At 67.0% G+C, this 16,838-nt stretch carries 15 protein-coding genes and 1 pseudogene; 7 read left to right on the top strand and 9 right to left on the bottom strand.

Annotation, left to right across the window (positions count from 1 at the left end; translation table 11 throughout):
* Positions 1-186 precede the first annotated feature (186 nt).
* Positions 187-1,215, top strand: a complete 1,029-nt coding sequence (locus tag R2601_RS16935; RefSeq protein WP_007800513.1) for an extracellular catalytic domain type 1 short-chain-length polyhydroxyalkanoate depolymerase — start codon at positions 187-189, stop codon at positions 1,213-1,215.
* 37 nt (positions 1,216-1,252) lie between these two features.
* Here R2601_RS16935 and R2601_RS16940 read toward each other — a convergent pair whose 3' ends face one another.
* The 3 genes and pseudogenes from R2601_RS16940 to R2601_RS16950 form a co-directional block, all read right to left on the bottom strand.
* Positions 1,253-1,510, bottom strand: a complete 258-nt coding sequence (locus tag R2601_RS16940) for a YjhX family toxin (RefSeq protein WP_007800515.1) — start codon at positions 1,508-1,510, stop codon at positions 1,253-1,255.
* 222 nt (positions 1,511-1,732) lie between these two features.
* Positions 1,733-2,781 (bottom strand): annotated as a pseudogene (locus R2601_RS16945) (patatin-like phospholipase family protein).
* Between the two features lie 127 nt (positions 2,782-2,908).
* Positions 2,909-3,682, bottom strand: coding sequence for a 3-hydroxybutyrate dehydrogenase (locus tag R2601_RS16950; RefSeq protein WP_007800519.1), 774 nt, complete (start codon positions 3,680-3,682; stop codon positions 2,909-2,911).
* Between the two features lie 362 nt (positions 3,683-4,044).
* On the opposite strand from R2601_RS16950, the gene R2601_RS16955 reads away from it, so the two are divergent.
* The 5 genes from R2601_RS16955 (at position 4,045) to R2601_RS16975 (ending at position 10,278) form a co-directional block, all read left to right on the top strand.
* Complete coding sequence (locus R2601_RS16955; protein ID WP_007800521.1) at positions 4,045-5,865, top strand: extracellular solute-binding protein; 1,821 nt, start codon at positions 4,045-4,047, stop codon at positions 5,863-5,865.
* Between the two features lie 81 nt (positions 5,866-5,946).
* The gene (locus R2601_RS16960; RefSeq protein WP_007800523.1) at positions 5,947-6,063 is read left to right on the top strand and encodes a hypothetical protein; all 117 of its coding nucleotides are present in this window, start codon (positions 5,947-5,949) and stop codon (positions 6,061-6,063) included.
* A 79-nt stretch (positions 6,064-6,142) separates the two neighbouring features.
* Positions 6,143-6,847: a response regulator gene (locus R2601_RS16965; protein ID WP_007800525.1), complete on the top strand. Its 705-nt coding sequence runs from the start codon at positions 6,143-6,145 to the stop codon at positions 6,845-6,847.
* Positions 6,848-6,880: 33 nt separating this feature from the next.
* A complete protein-coding gene (locus R2601_RS16970) occupies positions 6,881-8,062 on the top strand; it encodes an FIST N-terminal domain-containing protein (RefSeq protein ID WP_040544849.1) in 1,182 nt (393 codons plus the stop codon).
* Positions 8,062-10,278 carry a hybrid sensor histidine kinase/response regulator gene (locus R2601_RS16975; RefSeq protein WP_007800529.1) on the top strand — a complete coding sequence of 739 codons (2,217 nt, stop codon included), beginning with the start codon at positions 8,062-8,064 and terminating at the stop codon, positions 10,276-10,278. The genes R2601_RS16970 and R2601_RS16975 overlap by 1 nt, the downstream gene beginning before the upstream one ends.
* 7 nt (positions 10,279-10,285) lie before the next feature.
* Here R2601_RS16975 and R2601_RS16980 read toward each other — a convergent pair whose 3' ends face one another.
* Positions 10,286-11,869 carry a helicase HerA-like domain-containing protein gene (locus tag R2601_RS16980; protein ID WP_007800531.1) on the bottom strand — a complete coding sequence of 528 codons (1,584 nt, stop codon included), beginning with the start codon at positions 11,867-11,869 and terminating at the stop codon, positions 10,286-10,288.
* Between the two features lie 401 nt (positions 11,870-12,270).
* On the opposite strand from R2601_RS16980, the gene R2601_RS16985 reads away from it, so the two are divergent.
* Entirely contained in the window at positions 12,271-12,924 is a 654-nt protein-coding gene (locus R2601_RS16985; protein ID WP_007800532.1) for an invasion associated locus B family protein, read from the top strand.
* Positions 12,925-13,003: 79 nt separating this feature from the next.
* Here R2601_RS16985 and lpxB read toward each other — a convergent pair whose 3' ends face one another.
* The 5 genes from lpxB to R2601_RS17010 all read right to left on the bottom strand — a co-directional run bounded on the left by lpxB (position 13,004) and on the right by R2601_RS17010 (position 16,838).
* The gene (lpxB, locus tag R2601_RS16990; protein WP_007800533.1) at positions 13,004-14,161 is read right to left on the bottom strand and encodes a lipid-A-disaccharide synthase; all 1,158 of its coding nucleotides are present in this window, start codon (positions 14,159-14,161) and stop codon (positions 13,004-13,006) included.
* Positions 14,158-14,943, bottom strand: coding sequence for an LpxI family protein (locus R2601_RS16995; RefSeq protein ID WP_007800534.1), 786 nt, complete (start codon positions 14,941-14,943; stop codon positions 14,158-14,160). Before R2601_RS16995 ends, lpxB begins: the two co-directional genes overlap by 4 nt.
* Positions 14,944-14,947: 4 nt before the next feature.
* The gene (gene lpxA / locus R2601_RS17000) at positions 14,948-15,736 is read right to left on the bottom strand and encodes an acyl-ACP--UDP-N-acetylglucosamine O-acyltransferase (RefSeq protein WP_007800535.1); all 789 of its coding nucleotides are present in this window, start codon (positions 15,734-15,736) and stop codon (positions 14,948-14,950) included.
* Complete coding sequence (gene fabZ / locus R2601_RS17005) at positions 15,733-16,194, bottom strand: 3-hydroxyacyl-ACP dehydratase FabZ (RefSeq protein ID WP_007800536.1); 462 nt, start codon at positions 16,192-16,194, stop codon at positions 15,733-15,735. The genes lpxA and fabZ overlap by 4 nt, the downstream gene beginning before the upstream one ends.
* Positions 16,195-16,265: 71 nt before the next feature.
* Positions 16,266-16,838 (bottom strand): OmpH/Skp family outer membrane protein, encoded by a 573-nt coding sequence (locus R2601_RS17010; protein ID WP_007800537.1) that lies wholly within the window; start codon positions 16,836-16,838, stop codon positions 16,266-16,268.

Raw genomic sequence — 16,838 nt, forward strand, 5'->3', positions numbered from 1 at the left:
GGGCGCGAAACCCCGCGTCGAACCGGTGCGCAAGGCGTCCTGAGCGCCAAATCCCGCGCCATCCGGCGCGAGTGCAGGCAAAGCGCGTGCGCCCGATCTTTGGGGATGCGCCGCGCTCTGGTTTGTGGTCGCAACCTATGGAAGAGTGTCCGCATTGCGTTGACCCATTTTCCAAAGGATGCTCCCATGGGATTTCCCCTCCCGCGTCTCACCCTGCCCGTCCTCTCCGCGCTTGCGCTGCTGCAAGGCCCGGCCCTCGCGCTCGAGCCGCTCGCCGATTTCGGTGACAACCCCGGCGCGCTTGACGCATTTCTCTACCGCCCGGACGGCCTGAGCGCTCCGGCGCCGCTGATCGTGGCGCTGCATGGCTGCCTGATGAGCGCCGCGGGCTTCGACGACGAGACCGGTCTCACCGCGCTGGCAGACGATCTGGGCGCGGTGCTCCTGCTGCCGCAGCAGCGCGAGGCCAACATGGAGCGCGGCTGCTTCCGCTGGCACGACGACGACGACAACCAGCCCGGCGAGGGCGAGAGCGCCTCGATCCTGCAGATGATCGACCAGGCACTGGCCAGCGAAGGCGCCGATCCGGCCCGCGTCTATGTCATGGGCCTGTCGGCGGGTGGCGCCATGAGCGCGGTGCTGCTCGCCAATTATCCGCACCGGTTGGCGGGCGGCGCGATCATCGCCGGGCTGCCCTACGGCTGCAACCGCCCCGCCGGGGTCTTCGATTTCAACTGGTACACGTTGCACTACAACATCTTCGCGCAGGATGGCGCCGATGCCAGCTATGCCTGTGGCATCACGCGCTTCTTCAGCGCCACCGACCGCGATGCCGAGGACTGGGCCAGCTACGTCCACGAGGTCATCGACGCAGAGCCCGAGGACTGGCCGTTGATCTCGATCTGGCAGGGCCTCGGCGACGAGACCGTCGATCCCGCGAATCTTCAGGAACTCACCGAGCAATGGACCGCCGTGATCGGCATCGACGCCCTGCCCGATGCCACCGAGCGTTTCGGACGTGCCACCCGCAACCTCTATCGCGATGACCAGGGCGAGACCCGGATCGAAAGCTGGAGCCTCGAGGGGTTTCCCCACGCGGTGCCGGTCGACACCGATGGCACGCCGGAAAGCTGCGGCTTCGAAGCCGAGTACATCACCGACGGCGGCGTCTGCGCCGTGCGTCGTATCGCGCAATTCTGGGGGCTCGCGGACTAGGCCCGGCGACACGCAGCGCGTCGCCGGGCCCGCCCGGTCAGCGGTTGTCAAGCTGGGCGCGCACGCGCGCCAGCCCGTCGCGGGTGATGCGGTAGGGCTGGCCTCCGCGCGAGCGGATCAGACGTCGTCGTCGCAGCCGCTCGAACACCGGAAGCGTGCAGTCGGTCAGGACAAAGCCGTCGCGGGTGATGCAGCTCACGGTGTGCACCTTGCCGTTCTCGGCGCGGTCGAACCGGATCGCGCCACCCTGTGCCAGCACGTGAAGCACGCGCTGTTCGTGTTTGGAAATGTTCATGGGGATGCCCGTGGATTGAACGCAAAGCATCGCCCCGTCCGGCCACCGCGCGAACGAAGCGTTTGGGTTCAGCGATCCGCGAAACGGATCGCGCGGTTGCCCGCAATCTCCAGCATCAAGTCTCCATCGATCCGGGGGGCTTCCCCGGTGCTTTGCTACATTAAGGCAGCCCGCGGCCCGGTTTCAACGCCTCCGGGCGCGCGTCGCGAAGAATTTCGCGTGTCACGCCCGCATCGGCGACGAGAACATCTCGCGCAGATCGGCGGTCTGCCGCACCCCGAGCGCGTCGCCATGCTCGCCGAGAAAGCTTCCTGCCGCGCGCCGGCCGGCGGCCTTGAGCTGCGCCACCACGCCGGGCAGCGGCACCATCTTGGTCGCCACGGACAGCGCGTTCATCAGGCTGTCGTCGGCGATCATGTGGACCCGCAGCTTCTTCATCGCGCCCTCGCGGACCGAGCCCGCCTCGATCAGGCGCTGCACGAACTCGATGGCGCGCAGCTCGCGCAGAAGCGCCGCGTTGAAGCTGATCTCGTTGATCCGGTTCTGGATCTCCGGCGGCGTCACCGGCACGGCCTCGCGCACGATCGGGTTGATGTTCACGATCACAAGATCGTCCGGCAGGCCCGGCTTGAACAGCGGGAACAGCGCCGGGTTGCCGGAATAGCCGCCATCCCAGAACGCCTCGGTGACGCCGGTTTCGGGATCGGTCAGATCCACCGCCTGGAACAGCGTCGGCAGGCAGGCGGAGGCGAGGATTGCCTCGGGGCAGAGGGTGTCGCCCTCGAACACCCGCACCTTGCCGTCGCGCACCGCGGTGGCCGAGACGAAGAACTCAGGCCCTGCATCGGCGCAGATATCGGCAAACTCCATGCGCCGCAGGATGTCCTCGAGCGGGTTGCGATAGAGCGGCCCCCAGGCATAGGGCGACAGCATCCGCCCCACGCTCTCTCCGGCGGCAAAGGGCAGCGAATACTGTACCGCGCTGCTGACGGTGCCCGGATGCGGCAGCCAGGCATGCATCCATTCCGGGATCGAGATGTCGCGCAGCCCCGCGACCTCGTGCCAGAGCCAGTCCAGCGTCTCGCGTGCGCCCTCGCGCCCGCCGCGCACCAGTCCCGCCTTCAGCGCCGCGCCATTGAGCGCCCCCGCCGAGGCCCCCGAGATCCCGGCGATCTCGAGGTCGTCTTCCTCGAGCAGCGGTCGAGCACCCCCCAGGTGAAGGCACCATGCGCACCACCGCCTTGCAGCGCGAGGTTGATCCGCCGTGTCATCGCCATCCCCTTTTCAATACGCCCGTGTTTCTTCTGGCCAGAAATATCCCGGGGTGAATTGGCCAAAGGCCAAGAGGGGCAGCGCCCCTCCCGGCCCGTCGCCTACGGTCGCCCGGGGCTCGCCGCCTCAGAGCGCCGTCCAGCCGCCATCGACCGAGATCGTCGTGCCAGTGATCTGTGCTGCCGCGTCCGAGCACAGGAACACAGCCGTGCCGCCGATCTGCTCGGTGGTGGCAAACTCCTTCGAGGGCTGGCGCTCGAGGATCACCTTCTCGATCACCTCGTCCTCGGTCATGTCGTATTTCTTCGCCGTGTCCGGGATCTGCGCCTCGACCAGCGGCGTCTTGACGTAGCCCGGGCAGATCGCGTTTGCGGTGATCGGTTCCTTCGCGGTCTCCAGCGCCACCACCTTGGTCATGCCCACCACGCCATGCTTGGCCGCCACGTAGGCCGACTTGTAGGGCGAGGCGGTCAGCCCATGCGCCGAGGCGATGTTGACCACCCGGCCCCAGCCTGCCTGCCGCATCATCGGCAGCGCCGCGGCAGTACAGTGATAGGCCGAACTCATGTTGATGGCGATGATCGCGTCCCATTTCTCGACCGGGAACTCGTCGATCGGCGAGACGTGCTGGATGCCGGCATTGTTCACCAGGATGTCGCAGGCACCGGCTGTCTCGATGAGCGCGCGGCACTCGTCGCCCTTGGACATGTCCGCCTGGATGTAGCGGGCCTCGACGCCGAACTCCTTGCCGAGATCTTCGGCGAGCTTGTGGTCCTCGGCGTTGTCGGTGAAGGAATTCAGCACCACCGAGGCGCCGGCCCGCGCCAGTTCGCGCGCGACGCCAAGCCCGATGCCCGAGTTCGAGCCGGTGATGATTGCGGTCTTGCCCTTGAGAGACATGTGAAACTCCTCGCTTTTCTCAGTGGCAGCATAGCAATGCTGCACCTGCAAGATAAGCGAATTCGGGATCTGCCGGTTCCGCAATCTCGGCTTCACGGTTTCGCGACAAGAACTGCCTTGCGCTCGACGCGAACAGGCCGCAAAAGCGCCGCACCAGTTCGGCTACAGACCAAAAAAAACGCCGGCACAAGGCCGGCGTTCAGTCATTGAGGCAGGTTTCATACAGGCAAGAAACCTATCGAGCAGTGCCCTTGTTATACGCGCTTTACCGCTGGAGTCCAAGCTAAAAGTTTGAAAAGACGTGAAAGCCCCGGTACCCTCCGGGGCCAAGAAAACAAGGGCAGTGAAGGATTGTTTCAGCAATGATGGCCGATTATTTCGCGCGCCGCACGGTCGGCGCATTGGCGCTCGGGGCGATTCTGGCCTGCGGTGGAATCGCCTCCGCCGAGCCCGCCCATGGCATCGCTATGTATGGCGCGCCTGCCCTGCCCCCAGATTTTCATCACCTGCCCTACGCCAACCCCGACGCACCCAAAGGCGGCCGACTGGTCACCGGCGAGACCGGCAGTTTCGACAGCCTCAATCCGCACATCCTGAAGGGCTCGGTGCCGTGGCAACTCCGCTTCCTCGCCTATGAGAGCCTGATGGGCCGCAGCTGGGACGAGCCGTTCTCGCTCTACGGTCTGCTTGCCGAGACCATCGAGACCGGTCCGAATCGTGACTGGGTGGAATTCACGCTACGCGACGAGGCTCGCTTCTCGGATGGCAGCCCGGTCACCGTCGAGGACGTGATGTGGAGCTACGAGACACTCGGCACTGAGGGCCACCCGCGCTACCGTGGCGCCTGGAGCCAGGTCGAGAGCATGGAGCAGACCGGCCCGAACAAGATCCGCTTCACCTTCGCCACCGACGACCGCGAGCTGGCGCTGATCATCGGCATGCGCCCGATCCTGAAAAAGGCGCAGTGGGAGGGCCGCGATTTCGCCTCCAGCGGGCTCGACGTGGTGCCGATCACCTCGGCGCCTTACGTCATCGACGATTTCGAGGCCGGCCGCTTCGTCTCGCTCAAGCGCAACCCCGATTACTGGGGCAAGGACCTGCCCTTCATGACCGGCCAGGCCAATCTCGACGAGATCCGCATGGAGTTCTTCGGCGACGGCACGGTGCAGTTCGAGGCCTTCAAGGCCGGCGCGCTCAACGCCCTGCGCGAGAACAACGCCGAGAAATGGGAAACCCAGTACGATTTCCCGGCCGTGCAGCGCGGCGATGTGGTGAAATCCGAGATCCCCCATGGCCGCCCCACCGGCATGACCGGGTTCGTGATGAACACCCGCCACGGCGTCTTTGCCGACTGGCGCGTGCGTGCGGCGATGATCCACGCCTTCAACTTCGAATACATCAACGAGACCATGACCGGCTCGCGCCAGCCGCGCATCACCTCGTATTTCTCCAACTCCGACCTCGCGATGAGCGCCGGGCCGGCCGAGGGCCGGGTGCGCGAGCTGCTGGAGCCCTTCGCCGACGACCTGCTGCCCGGTGCGCTCGAGGGCTATGCCCTGCCCGAAGGTGACGGCAGCGCCCGCAACCGGCGCAACATCCGCGCCGCGATGGGTCTGATGGAAGAGGCCGGCTGGACGGTGCAGGACGGCGTGATGAAGAACGCCGACGGTCAGCCCTTCAGCTTCGAGGTGGTGCTCAACCAAGGTGCCGGCGAAGAGCAGTCGATCATCGACATCTACGTGCAGGCGCTGCAGCGCATGGGCATCGCGCCGCGCGTCACGGTGATCGACTCGGCGCAGTACAACGAGCGCGTCAACCGCTTCGATTTCGACATGACCTTCTTCCGCCGCGGCATCTCGCTCAGCCCGGGCAACGAACAGCGTCTCTACTGGGGCTCGGACGCGGCGACGCAGGAGGGCTCTCGCAACCTGATGGGCATGCAGTCTCCGGCGGCGGACGCGATGATCGACACGCTGCTCAACGCCACCAGCCGCGAGGATTTCGTCGCTGCGTCGCGCGCGCTCGACCGGGTCCTGACCACCGGGCGCTACGTGATCCCGATCTACCAGTGGAACATCTCGCGCATTGCCCATGCCAAGGAACTGACCTTTTCCGAGACCACCCCCGTCTATGGCGACTGGATCGACTGGATGCCGAACGCCTGGTGGTGGCAGGACCAGTGAAACCCGTGTAGACTTGCGCCCGACCGGGCGATCGAACCCGGACATTAGCAAGACCAACAAGAACAAACCACGAGCAGAACAATGAAACGGGCACTTCTCATCACCGCACTGGCGGTCACCCTTGGCGGCTGCGCCACCATTGATGGCGTCGGACAGGATATCTCGAACGGGGCGCGTACCGTCGAAAGCTGGTTCTGATCGCGCTATCCGACCTTTTGGCACGTTCCCGTGCGCCTCGCCCCGGTCTAACCTGAGCCACGGGCAGAGGAGATAGAGGATGAGCGACCGCGTGGAGCTTTTGAGCGAGAGCCGACCGATCCGGGCACTGGTTGTCGATGACCACCCGCTGTTTTGCGACGCGCTGACCCTGACCCTGCAGTCGATCTCGGATTTCGAAGAGATCCGCAGCGCCGGCACGCTGGAGAAGGCGCTGGAGATCACTGCGCAGGGAGAGGCGCCGGATCTGGTGATTCTCGACCTCAACCTGCCCGACGTGCACGGGCTCGACGGTCTGGTGCGGATGCGCAATGCCGCACCGCGCGCCGCCATCCTCATCGCCTCGTCGATGGCCGACAATCGCATGATCAGCCACGCGCTCAAGGCCGGGGCCAACGGCTTCGTGCCCAAGCACTCGCAGCGCTCGGTGTTCCGCCGCGCCTTCGAGGCGGTGGGCCGTGGCGAGCCTTTCGTGCCGGATGGCTACATCGACCCCCGCGAGCCCGAGAGCGGCGCGGGCCCCGACGACGCGCTGGCACGGCTCGCGACTCTGACGAACCAGCAGGCGCGCATCTTGTCTCTGATCTGCGAGGGCAAGCTCAACAAGCAGATCGCCTACGACCTCACCATCGCCGAGACCACGGTGAAGGCGCATGTTACCGCGATCATGCGCAAGCTCGGGGTGCACAGCCGCACCCAGGCGGTGCTGATCGCGCAGGAGGCCAACTTCAACCGGGTCTTGCCAAGCGAAGGGGCCGCGCCGTAACCTGCCGTGCACATCGCAAGGGGAGGTGATGTCGTGGACGGAGCACAGACGCGCTCCGCAGGGAGGGGAACGGACCCGGCCGGGGCCCTGCGCGTGGCGCAGGTCGAAAGCACCGCAGAGGATCCGATTGCGGCGATTGCAGCTGAGCTTGGCGGTGGCCCGTTCGAGTTGGTCTGTCTTTTCGCCTCTCCCGAAGCGGATTTCATTGCGCTGAACGACGCCGCCATCGGCGCGTTCGGCGGGGCCGACGTGTTTGCCTGCACCACCGCCGGCGAAATCGGCCGGGCCGGCTACGAGGAAGGCCAGATCATTGCCATCGCCTTCCCCTCCGCGCTGTTCGCGGTCGATGCGCTGGCCATCGACGGGCTCGACGCGCTCGACGACAGGCAGGTCATCGACCAGCTGATGCAGCGGCGCATGGCGCTCAATGTCGACGCGCCGGACAAGCCCTACGAGTTTGCGTTCCTGATGGTCGACGGGCTGTCGCTCCAGGAAGAGAACGTCGCCACGATCCTCGCCTCGGCGATGGGCCAGATGCCGCTCTTCGGTGGCTCCACCGGCGACGGCACCGATTTCGGCGCGACCTGGCTGTCCTACAACGGCAAGATCCGCAGCAACGCGGCGCTTTTGGCGCTGGTGCGCAGCCGCTGTCCGGTGAAGGTGTTCAGCATCGATCACCTCGTTCCCACGACGACACGCATGGTGGTGACCCGCGCCGCGCCAGATCACCGCACCGTGCAGGAGATCAACGCCGAACCCGCGGCGCAGGAATATGCCCGGCTGCTCGGCATGCGGCCCGAGCAGCTCGACACCTTCACCTTCGCCACCCACCCGGTCGTCGTCCGGCTGGGCGACAGCCACCACGTGCGCTCGATCCAGAAGGTCGGAGACAAGGGCGAGCTGGTGTTCTTCTCGGCGATCAACGAGGGCATGGTTCTGACCCTCGCAGAACGACAGGACATGGCCAGCCATCTCGATCAGGCTCTGGGCGCGCTCTCGGAGACGGAAGCCCCGGAGCAGATCCTCGGGTGCGACTGCCTGCTGCGTCGCCTCGAGGCCGGCCAGTTCCAGGAGACCCGCGCGGTCTCGGACGTGCTCACGCGGCACAACGTGGTGGGGTTCAACACTTATGGTGAGCAGATCGGCGCGCTGCACGTGAACCAGACCTTCACCGCGGTGGCGTTCTACCCCGCCGAGGACGAGGATCGGCCCTGATGTCGCTGATCAATCCCGATGACAGCCTGGAACGGCAGAACCAGAAGTTGCTGCGGATCGTCGAGACGCTGATGAACCATGTCGAGCATGGCAATGGCCAGTCCGGCGAGGCCTATGCCCAGTTCGAACGCGCCGCCCTGCTGGAAAAGCGGGTCCGCGAGCGCACGCTCGAGCTTGAGCGCACGCTCAACCTGCTGCACGATTCGAACGCCCAGCTTGCCCAGGCCCACGAGGAGACCGAGACCGCGCGGCGCAACCTCGCCGACGCCATCGAGACGATCTCGGAGGGCTTCGCCCTGTTCGACGGCGACGACGTGCTGGTGATGTGCAACTCGCGCTTCTGCCGCGATTTCCGCGACACCGTGCGCGATCTGCGCCCGGGGCTGTCCTTCGAGGGCTACGTGCGCCATGTCAGCCGCTCGCGGCACCTGTCACTGCCCGAGGGGCTGTCGCCCGACGCCTGGGCGGCGGACCGGATGCGCAAGCATACCGACCGGCGGGTCATGTTCAACGTGCGCCACGGACAGGACCGCTGGCTGCAGGTCTCGGAACACCGCACCGCCAATGGCGGCACGGTGATCCTGCAGACCGACGTGACCGACATCATCCGGCTCGAGCGGCAGGAACGGCTCAAACTCAAGGACAAGCAGACGCGGATGATCCGCGCCACGCTCGATCATCTCGACCAGGGGGTCTGCATCTTCGACGAGGGCGCGCATCTGGTGGCGTGGAACGAGAAGATCGGGACCTTGATGAACCTGCCCGCACGGCGGCTGCATCTGGGCGCCTCCTTCGACGGGCTGATGGAACAGGTCGAGCAGAATTTCCGCTTCTCACAGGAGAGCGACCGCGACCTGTTCCGAAGCTGGACCGAGCGCGGCGGCCGTCGTGGTCCGATCAGCTTCGAGCTCAGCCGCGACGGCGGCATCGTGCTGCGCTTCTTCGGGCGCGGTATGCCCGATGGCGGTTTCCTGTTCTCCTGCACCGACGTCACCGCCGAGCGCGAGGCCGCGCGCCGCCTGACCGAGGTCAACGAGATGCTCGAGCAGCGCGTGATGGAGCGCACGCTCGAGCTCGAAGACGCGCTCTCGGCCGCCGAGCGCGCCAACGCCTCGAAGTCGCGCTTCGTGGCGGCGGCGAGCCACGATCTCCTGCAGCCGCTCTCTGCGGCCAAGCTGTTCATCTCGTCGCTCTCGGAGAAAAGCGCAGATGCCGGCGACAAGGCGGTGCTCGACAAGGCGGAGTCGGCGCTGACCTCGGCGGAACAGCTGATCGACGCGCTGCTCGACATCTCCAAGCTGGAATCCGACGGGCTGAAGTTCGACATCCGCCCGGTGGCGCTGCGCGAGATCTTCTCGCGTCTGCGCGACGAGATGGAGGTTCTGGCCGCCCGCAAGGGACTGAAATTGCGGATGATAGACAGCGACCTGACCGTCGAGACCGACCCGGCCTACCTGCGCCGGGTGGTGCAGAACCTCGTGGCCAACGCCATCCGCTACACCGAAACCGGACGCGTGGTGATCGGTGTGCGCCGCCGCGGCGGCACCGCCCGGATCGAGGTCTGGGACACCGGGCCGGGCATCGCAGAGGAGGACCAGTCGGCGATCTTCGAAGAGTTCCGCCGCCTCGACACACGAGCCTCGAGCAATGACGGCCTGGGGCTCGGCCTCGCCATCGTCGAGCGCGCCTGCGCAAGGCTGGGGCACCCGCTGGGCCTCTGGTCCGAGCCCGGGCGCGGCTCGTGCTTCATGGTGAGCCTGCCGGTCGTGGGCAGCAGCGCGCCGGCGCGGCCCGCGGCGCTTGGGCCGGCACGCCCGCAGGGCCTGGCTCAGGCGGGGCTGATCGTGCTGCTGGTGGAGAACGATCCGCAGCTGCGCCGCGCGATGACGGTGCTGATGGAGAGCTGGGGGGTGAACGTGATCGAGGCCGAGGATGCGGTCAGCGCGCTCGACCTGCTGGCGGATCTCGAGATCGTGCCGGATGCGCTGCTGCTCGACTACCAACTCGGCGCCGGCATGTCCGGCACACAGCTCTTCGGCGAGATCACCACCCGCATGGGCCGCCTGCCCTGCGCCATCGTCTCGGCGGACCGGTCGGAGGCGCTGCGCGAGGCCTGCGCGGCCCTTCAGATCGAGCTCTTGTCGAAGCCGGTCGACCGGCACCGGCTGGGCCGGTTCTTCGACGCGGTGGTGCGCGGCACGCTGGCGGCGGAGTGAGCGGCGTTCAGCGTGCCTTGAAAAGTCCGCCGAGAATGCCGCGCACAAGCCGCTTGCCGGTGGTGCCCGAAAGCTCCTTGAGCACCGCCTGCCCCAGCGCCTCACCGATGGAGTTCGGCGCGCTGTAGCGGCTGGAGCGCGCTTTGCTCGCGGTCTTGCGCATCGGCTTGGCACGCGGGGTGGGATCGTAGCGCCGCGCGCGGTTGTACTCGCGGATCATGTCGCCGGCGTCCCCGGTCTCTGGCCGGTCCGCTGCGGCGCGCTCTGCCTCCTCCGCTGCCTGCGCCGCCTCATCGGCCCGTGCCTTGAGGATCTCGTAGGCCGAATGCCGGTCGAGCGGCGTGTCGTATGTCTTGCCCATTGGCGAGGCCGCCAGCACCGCCGCGCGCTCCTCAGCCGTGATCGGCCCAAGCTGCGACGAGGGCGGTCGGATCAGGGTCCGCTGCACGATGCCCGGCACGCCCTTCTCCTGCAGCATCGAGGTCACCGCCTCTCCGGTGCCGACCTCACGGATCGCCACCTCGGTGTCGAAGGCGGGGTTCGGGCGATAGGTCTCGGCCGCCTGCCGCAGGGCCTTCTTGTCGCGTGCGGTGAAGGCGCGCAGCGCGTGCTGCACCCGGTTGCCGAGTTGCCCGAGAATGTCCTCGGGGATGTCGTCGGGGTTCTGGGTGATGAAATACACCCCCACCCCCTTGGAGCGGATCAGCCGCGCCACCTGCTCGACCTTGTCGACCAGCGCCTTTGGTGCGTCGTCGAACAAAAGATGCGCCTCGTCGAAGAAGAACACCAGCTTCGGCTTGTCGGGATTGCCGACCTCGGGCAGCTCCTCGAAAAGCTCCGACAGCAACCACAGCAGGAACGTGGCGTAGAGCCTGGGGGCGCCCATCAGCGCGTCGGCGGCAAGGATGTTGACGTGGCCACGCCCGTCCGGGGCGCAACGCATCAAGTCCGCCAGCGCCAGCGCCGGCTCGCCGAAGAGCCTGTCGCCGCCCTGGTTCTCGAGCACCAGGAGCCGGCGCTGGATCGCACCGATCGAGGCGGTCGAGACGTTGCCATAGCGAAGCGACAGCTCTTTCGCGTTCTCGCCGACCCAGACCAAAAGCGCCTGCAGGTCCTTGAGATCCAGAAGCGGGAGCCCCTGCTCGTCCGATAGCCGGAAGGCGATGTTGAGCACGCCCTCCTGCGCATCGGTCAGCTCGAGCAGTCGCGCCAGCAAGAGCGGCCCCATCTCGGCCACGGTGGTGCGCACCGGGTGGCCCTGCGCGCCGAACAGGTCCCAGAACACCGCCGGGAAGGCGGCATAGGTGAAGTCGTCGAAACCGATCGTGGCATTGCGCTTGGCAAAGGCCTCATGCAGCTCGCCCTCCGCGCTGCCGGCTTTGCACAGCCCCGAGAGATCCCCCTTCACATCGGCAAGGAAGACCGGAACGCCGGCGGCCGAGAAGCCTTCGGCGAGGATCTGCAGCGTCACCGTCTTGCCGGTGCCGGTGGCGCCCGCGATCAGCCCGTGCCGATTTGCGTATTTCAGCGCCAGATGCTGCTTGTCGCCGTAGCCCTCTCCGCCACCGCCTAAAAAAACGCCACTCTCCATGCCGGACCTCCACGCGCGTGCGCCTCGACCATACAATCTTAACCTTTTGAGGCCAGTATCTTTTTTGCCCGGGGCATCATGTCCTCTCCTGCTTCGGGCAGACTTCCTCCCTGTCAGACTGGCCGCGCTCTCGGGCGCGGCCTTTTTATGCAGTTGTGATCGCGCTGACGTGAGAAACCCTGTTGACCGCCTCATGAGAGTTTCGTAGCGTTCGGCCAATGACAAAGCCGGCCGGTCCGGCAGGGAGCAAGGGGGAAGGGACCATCTGGTCCCTTTTCTCTTTTGTTCCACCGGCTTGCGGCTTCCCGCCATTGTGTCCGGGGCGCGGCAATTCCGGCCTGACACCGCGTCGGCGCCGTGATACTCGGACGAGGACTCATGACCATTCCGAGGGAGTTTCCATGACCAGACTGCTTTCCGCCCTGTGGGCCCTGCCGCTCGTGGCCGGCCTCTCTGCCGCACCGGCATTTGCCCAGGACAGCGCGCAGTCCTCCGAGCAGCCAGCAGAACAGCCCGCTGAACAGTCGCAGAGCCCCATCGGCGGTGCGCTGAGCATGGGGGAATCCGACGCTGACGCCACCCCCGGCAACCCGCAGGCCGAGACCTACACCAAGTCGACCCACGGCGACTGGGACGTGCAGTGCCTGCGCGTGCCCGAGGGCACCAACGCCGAGGACCCCTGCCAGATGTACCAGCTTCTCAAGGACGAGAACGGTGGTGACGTGGCCGAAGTCAGCGTGTTCCGCCTGCAAAACGGTGGCCAGGTCGTCGCCGGCGGCACCTTTGTCGTGCCGCTCGAGACGCTGCTGACCCAAAAGCTCTCCATCTCCGTCGATGGCGGTCAGGCCAAGCGCTACGATTTCTCGTTCTGCACGCAGGTTGGCTGCTATGCGCGCGTGGGCTTCACCGCCGACGACATCGCCCGCTTCAAGGCCGGCAGCGCCGCAACGGTCGCCATCGTGCCCGCGCTGGCACCCGACCAGCGCGTCGAGCTCGAGATGTCGCTGTCGGGCTTCACCGCGGGCTTCGACGAGACCTCCGAGCTGCGCCAGTAAGCGCGACCTGACACGGACCAGAAACAAAAGGGCCGCGGGAACATCCCGCGGCCATTTTCATGAGCCCCGGCCGGGCGGCTCAGCCCCGCCCCAGCCCCTCCAGCACCGCCTGCGCAGCGCGGTCGCCCGGGTGCGGGCCACCGCGGCCCAGCCGCTCCATGGTCAGCGCCATCGCTTCGACCTGCGCCTGCGGCGCCTCGAGCACGGACAGCAGCGCATCGGCGATCGGGGCGGGACGGCATGCCTTTCCGATGAACTCAGGGACGGCGCGGGTCTCGGACACGAGGTTGACCAACGTCACCGTGTCGACTAGCAGCATCCGCCCGATGATCTCGCGCGAGAGCCAGCCCATGTCATAGGCCACCACCATCGGCGTGCCGGCCGCGGCCAGCTCGAGCGAGACCGTGCCAGACGCCGCGAGCGCTACGTCGGAGGCGGCGAAGGCAGCGCGCTTCTCGGCGGCCATATCCTCACCCAGCTTGCGCGGGTCGAGGACCAGCGGCGGCTCCGCCCAGCCTGCGCAGAGCTCTTCGACCATCGGTGCCACCGGGGCTGCGGCGGGCAGGACGAAGCGCAGATCCGGGCGTTCCTGCTGCAACCGAGCGACCACGTCCCCGAAGACCGGCGCGAGGCGCGACACCTCGGAGCGGCGCGAGCCAGGCAGGATCAGCGCGACGGGCGCGTCTCCAAGATCGTGGCGCTGGCGGAAGGCCGCAACGTCATCGTCGCCGGCCTGCGGCTCGGTCACCACCGGGTGGCCGACAAAATCGCAGCGCATCCCGGCGGCTTCCATGTAGGGCGGCTCGAAGGGCAGCAGCGCCAGCACCTGATCGACATGGCGCGCCATCTTGGTGGCGCGCTTCGGACGCCACGCCCAGACCGTGGGCGCCACGTAATGCACCACGCGGATGTCGGAGCGCGCCTTGACGAGCTCGGCCACCCGCAGCGAGAATTCCGGCAGGTCGACGGTGATCAGCACGTCCGGCTTGGCGGCGATGATCGCCTCGGCGGTCTCGCGGATGCGGGCCTTGAGCTTGCCGTACTGGCGCAGGATCTCGGTGATCCCCATGACCGAGATCTCGTCCATGGGAAACAGGCTCTCGAGTCCCTGCCCGATCATCCGCTCGCCGCCGATACCGGTGAACTGGACCTCGGGCACCCTGGCCTTGAGACCCTCCATCAGCGACGCGCCGAGCTTGTCGCCCGAGGGCTCGCCTGCCGTGATATAAACCTTCATGCGTCGCGCTCCCGCACCCAGAGAAACAGCCCGGCGGCGTCGAGCGCCTCGATCATCGCGGGCCGGTCGACCGTCATCACGCCGCCTGCTGAAAGCACGATGCCCGAGAGCCCCGCCCGGACGGCACCCTCAGCCGTGCGGGGGCCGACCACCGGCAGATCGGCGCGATGGTCCTGCCCCGGCTTCTCGGCCTTGTAGAGCACGCCGCCAGCGGCGGCCTCGAGCGAGTCGATCATCGCATCGGTGCCGGCCTCGTCCTCGCGGGCCAGCACCGCGCCGTCTCGGATCACGCAGGCCTGCCCGAAATCGCGTGCGCCCTGCTCGCGACTGACCTGATCGCCCAGCCGTGCCGCGCCGATGTCGGCGGCCCCGGGCTGCACCTGCGTCAGAACGCCTGAAGGTGGCAGCAGGTCAGGGGCGGCCTCGTGCGCCCCCACGACCTCGAACCCCGCGCCCTCGAGCAGACCGATGACAATTCGCAGCGCCCCATCGTCGCCGCGCTTCAACGCACGACGAAAGGCCGGCAGCATCAGCACAGTGCGCCAATCGAGCTGGGTCAGCCGGATCTCGGGACGCGCAACGCGGCCGACCATGCAGATCCGGGTCACGCCGCGCTTTCGTAGCCAGTGCAGGAAGCTGCCCAGCGTCTCGATCCGGAAGCTGCGGTCGACCGCAAGCCCCTCGGGCATATGCGGCTCGAGCGCGCAGATCAGAGGGCGCTCCGGGCAGGCGTCGGCCACCGCGCGGGGCAAGGCGCCCTGCCCTGCGATCAGCGCCAGCATGCGCTCAGCCCGGGGTCAGGAAATGACGATCACTGTCGCCGAGGATGAAATCGACGATCTCGCGCACATGCTCGCTTTGGGTCTCGTCACCGAGCCGCTTGGCGCGGTCGGCAAACGCCCCCTCGCCCTGCGCAAGCATCTGGAACGCGGCGCGCAGTGCGGTGATGTCGGCCCGGCTCACGCCGCGGCGCTTGAGCCCCACGAGGTTGAGCCCGTCGAGCTTGCCGCGCGGCGCCTGCACGAGGCCGTAGGGGATCACGTCGTTGGTGACCATGGTCACCGCGCCGATGATCGCGCCCTGCCCGATGCGCACCCACTGGTGCACGCCCGAAAGCCCGCCGACGATGACATCATCGGCGATCACGCAATGCCCGGCCACGGCGGAGTTGTTGACCAGGATCACCCGGTCGCCAACCTGCACGTCATGCGCGACGTGGCAGCCGGCCATGAACAGACCGTCATCGCCGACGCTGGTCACCCCGCCACCGCCCTCGGTGCCGGAATTCATCGTGACATGCTCGCGGATGCGGTTGCGCTTGCCGATCACAAGACTGGTGCTCTCGCCGCGGAACTTGAGGTCCTGCGGGATCTCGCCGATCACCGCGAAGGGAAACACCACGGTCTCCTCTCCGATCTCGGTCTTGCCGGTGACCACGACGTGTGATTTCAGCTCGACGCGCGGGCCGAGAACGACCTCGGGGCCGACATGGCAGAACGGGCCGATGATGCAGCCCTCGCCGATCTGCGCCCCGTCCTCGACGATGGCGCCGGGATGGATCTGTGTCTCGGTCACGTCGGCAGGTCCATCATCGCGGTGAACTCGACCTCGCAGGCCATTTCGCCCTCGACCTCGGCCACGCCGCCGAATTTCCAGACCTTGCCGCCGGGCTTGCCGCGCAGCGTGGTGAGGTTCATGCGCAGTTGGTCGCCCGGCACCACCATGCGGCGGAACTTGCACTTGTCGATGGCCATGAAATAGACCTTCAGGTCCTTGTCCGCGAGATCGAGCGCGGTGCCCACCATCACGGCGGCGGTCTGCGCCATGGCCTCGGCGATGGTCACGCCCGGCATGATCGGCTGGCCCGGAAAGTGGCCCTGGAAATGCGGCTCGTTCATGGTCACATTCTTGATGCCGACCGCCGACTTGTAGCCGTCGATCTCGACCACCCGGTCAACCAGGAGGAACGGGTAACGGTGCGGCAGAATGCGCTGGATCAGCTGGATATCCGCGGTGAGCAACGTGTCGGTCATGGTGTTTTCCTGTCGATCTGTCGCCCCGTCCCTAGCAACAGCGGCGTGACGGGGCAAGCGTCGAGGCCAGATCAGGGCTGAGCCGGAGCCTCGGACGCCTCGGACCCATCGCCGATCTCGGCGTCGATGCGGGCGATGGCCGCGTCGGTGATGTCGATCACGTCGGCCGAGAGAAACAGCGAGCGCTTCTCGAGGATCACCACGGCACCGGCCTCGCGCATGATCTGTTCGATCACCGGCTCAGAGGCCGTGATGAACTCGCGGCGAAGCCGTTCGGAGAGTTCGCCGACCGCACGGGCCTTGGCGTCCTGTTCACGGCGCAGCCCCTGCACCTTCTGATCGAACGCATCCGCGAGCGCACGGAACTCCATCGGGTCGAGTGTTGCGCGCTTCTCGGTAAGCTCGCGCTCCTCCGACGTAAGCTCGGCCTCGATGCGGCGGTTCTCGGCGGCGATCTCGGTCCCCTCCTGCTCGAGCCTCTCGGCCACCCGCTCGCCATACGCGCTCTCGGCGAACAGCCGGTCGAACTCGATCGTGAGAAAGTCGCTTTCGACGATGCCGGGATCCGCGCCCTGTGCGGACGCGGCCCCTGCGGCCAATCCGAGGCCGAGCGCGAGGACGAGATGCCTCAGGGCCCGGATCAT

Source organism: Salipiger bermudensis HTCC2601 (assembly GCF_000153725.1).
Lineage (GTDB): Bacteria > Pseudomonadota > Alphaproteobacteria > Rhodobacterales > Rhodobacteraceae > Salipiger > Salipiger bermudensis.

Excerpts from the sequence above, each read along its gene's own strand:
- R2601_RS16935 (WP_007800513.1), top strand. The coding sequence starts at position 187 with ATGGGATTTCCCCTCCCGCGTCTCACCCTGCCCGTCCTCTCCGCGCTT.
- R2601_RS16940 (WP_007800515.1), bottom strand. The coding sequence starts at position 1,510 with ATGAACATTTCCAAACACGAACAGCGCGTGCTTCACGTGCTGGCACAG.
- R2601_RS16950 (WP_007800519.1), bottom strand. The coding sequence starts at position 3,682 with ATGTCTCTCAAGGGCAAGACCGCAATCATCACCGGCTCGAACTCGGGC.
- R2601_RS16955 (WP_007800521.1), top strand. The coding sequence starts at position 4,045 with ATGATGGCCGATTATTTCGCGCGCCGCACGGTCGGCGCATTGGCGCTC.
- R2601_RS16960 (WP_007800523.1), top strand. The coding sequence starts at position 5,947 with ATGAAACGGGCACTTCTCATCACCGCACTGGCGGTCACCCTTGGCGGC.
- R2601_RS16965 (WP_007800525.1), top strand. The coding sequence starts at position 6,143 with ATGAGCGACCGCGTGGAGCTTTTGAGCGAGAGCCGACCGATCCGGGCA.
- R2601_RS16975 (WP_007800529.1), top strand. The coding sequence starts at position 8,062 with ATGTCGCTGATCAATCCCGATGACAGCCTGGAACGGCAGAACCAGAAG.
- R2601_RS16980 (WP_007800531.1), bottom strand. The coding sequence starts at position 11,869 with ATGGAGAGTGGCGTTTTTTTAGGCGGTGGCGGAGAGGGCTACGGCGAC.
- R2601_RS16985 (WP_007800532.1), top strand. The coding sequence starts at position 12,271 with ATGACCAGACTGCTTTCCGCCCTGTGGGCCCTGCCGCTCGTGGCCGGC.
- lpxB (WP_007800533.1), bottom strand. The coding sequence starts at position 14,161 with ATGAAGGTTTATATCACGGCAGGCGAGCCCTCGGGCGACAAGCTCGGC.
- R2601_RS16995 (WP_007800534.1), bottom strand. The coding sequence starts at position 14,943 with ATGCTGGCGCTGATCGCAGGGCAGGGCGCCTTGCCCCGCGCGGTGGCC.
- fabZ (WP_007800536.1), bottom strand. The coding sequence starts at position 16,194 with ATGACCGACACGTTGCTCACCGCGGATATCCAGCTGATCCAGCGCATT.
- R2601_RS17010 (WP_007800537.1), bottom strand. The coding sequence starts at position 16,838 with ATGATCCGGGCCCTGAGGCATCTCGTCCTCGCGCTCGGCCTCGGATTG.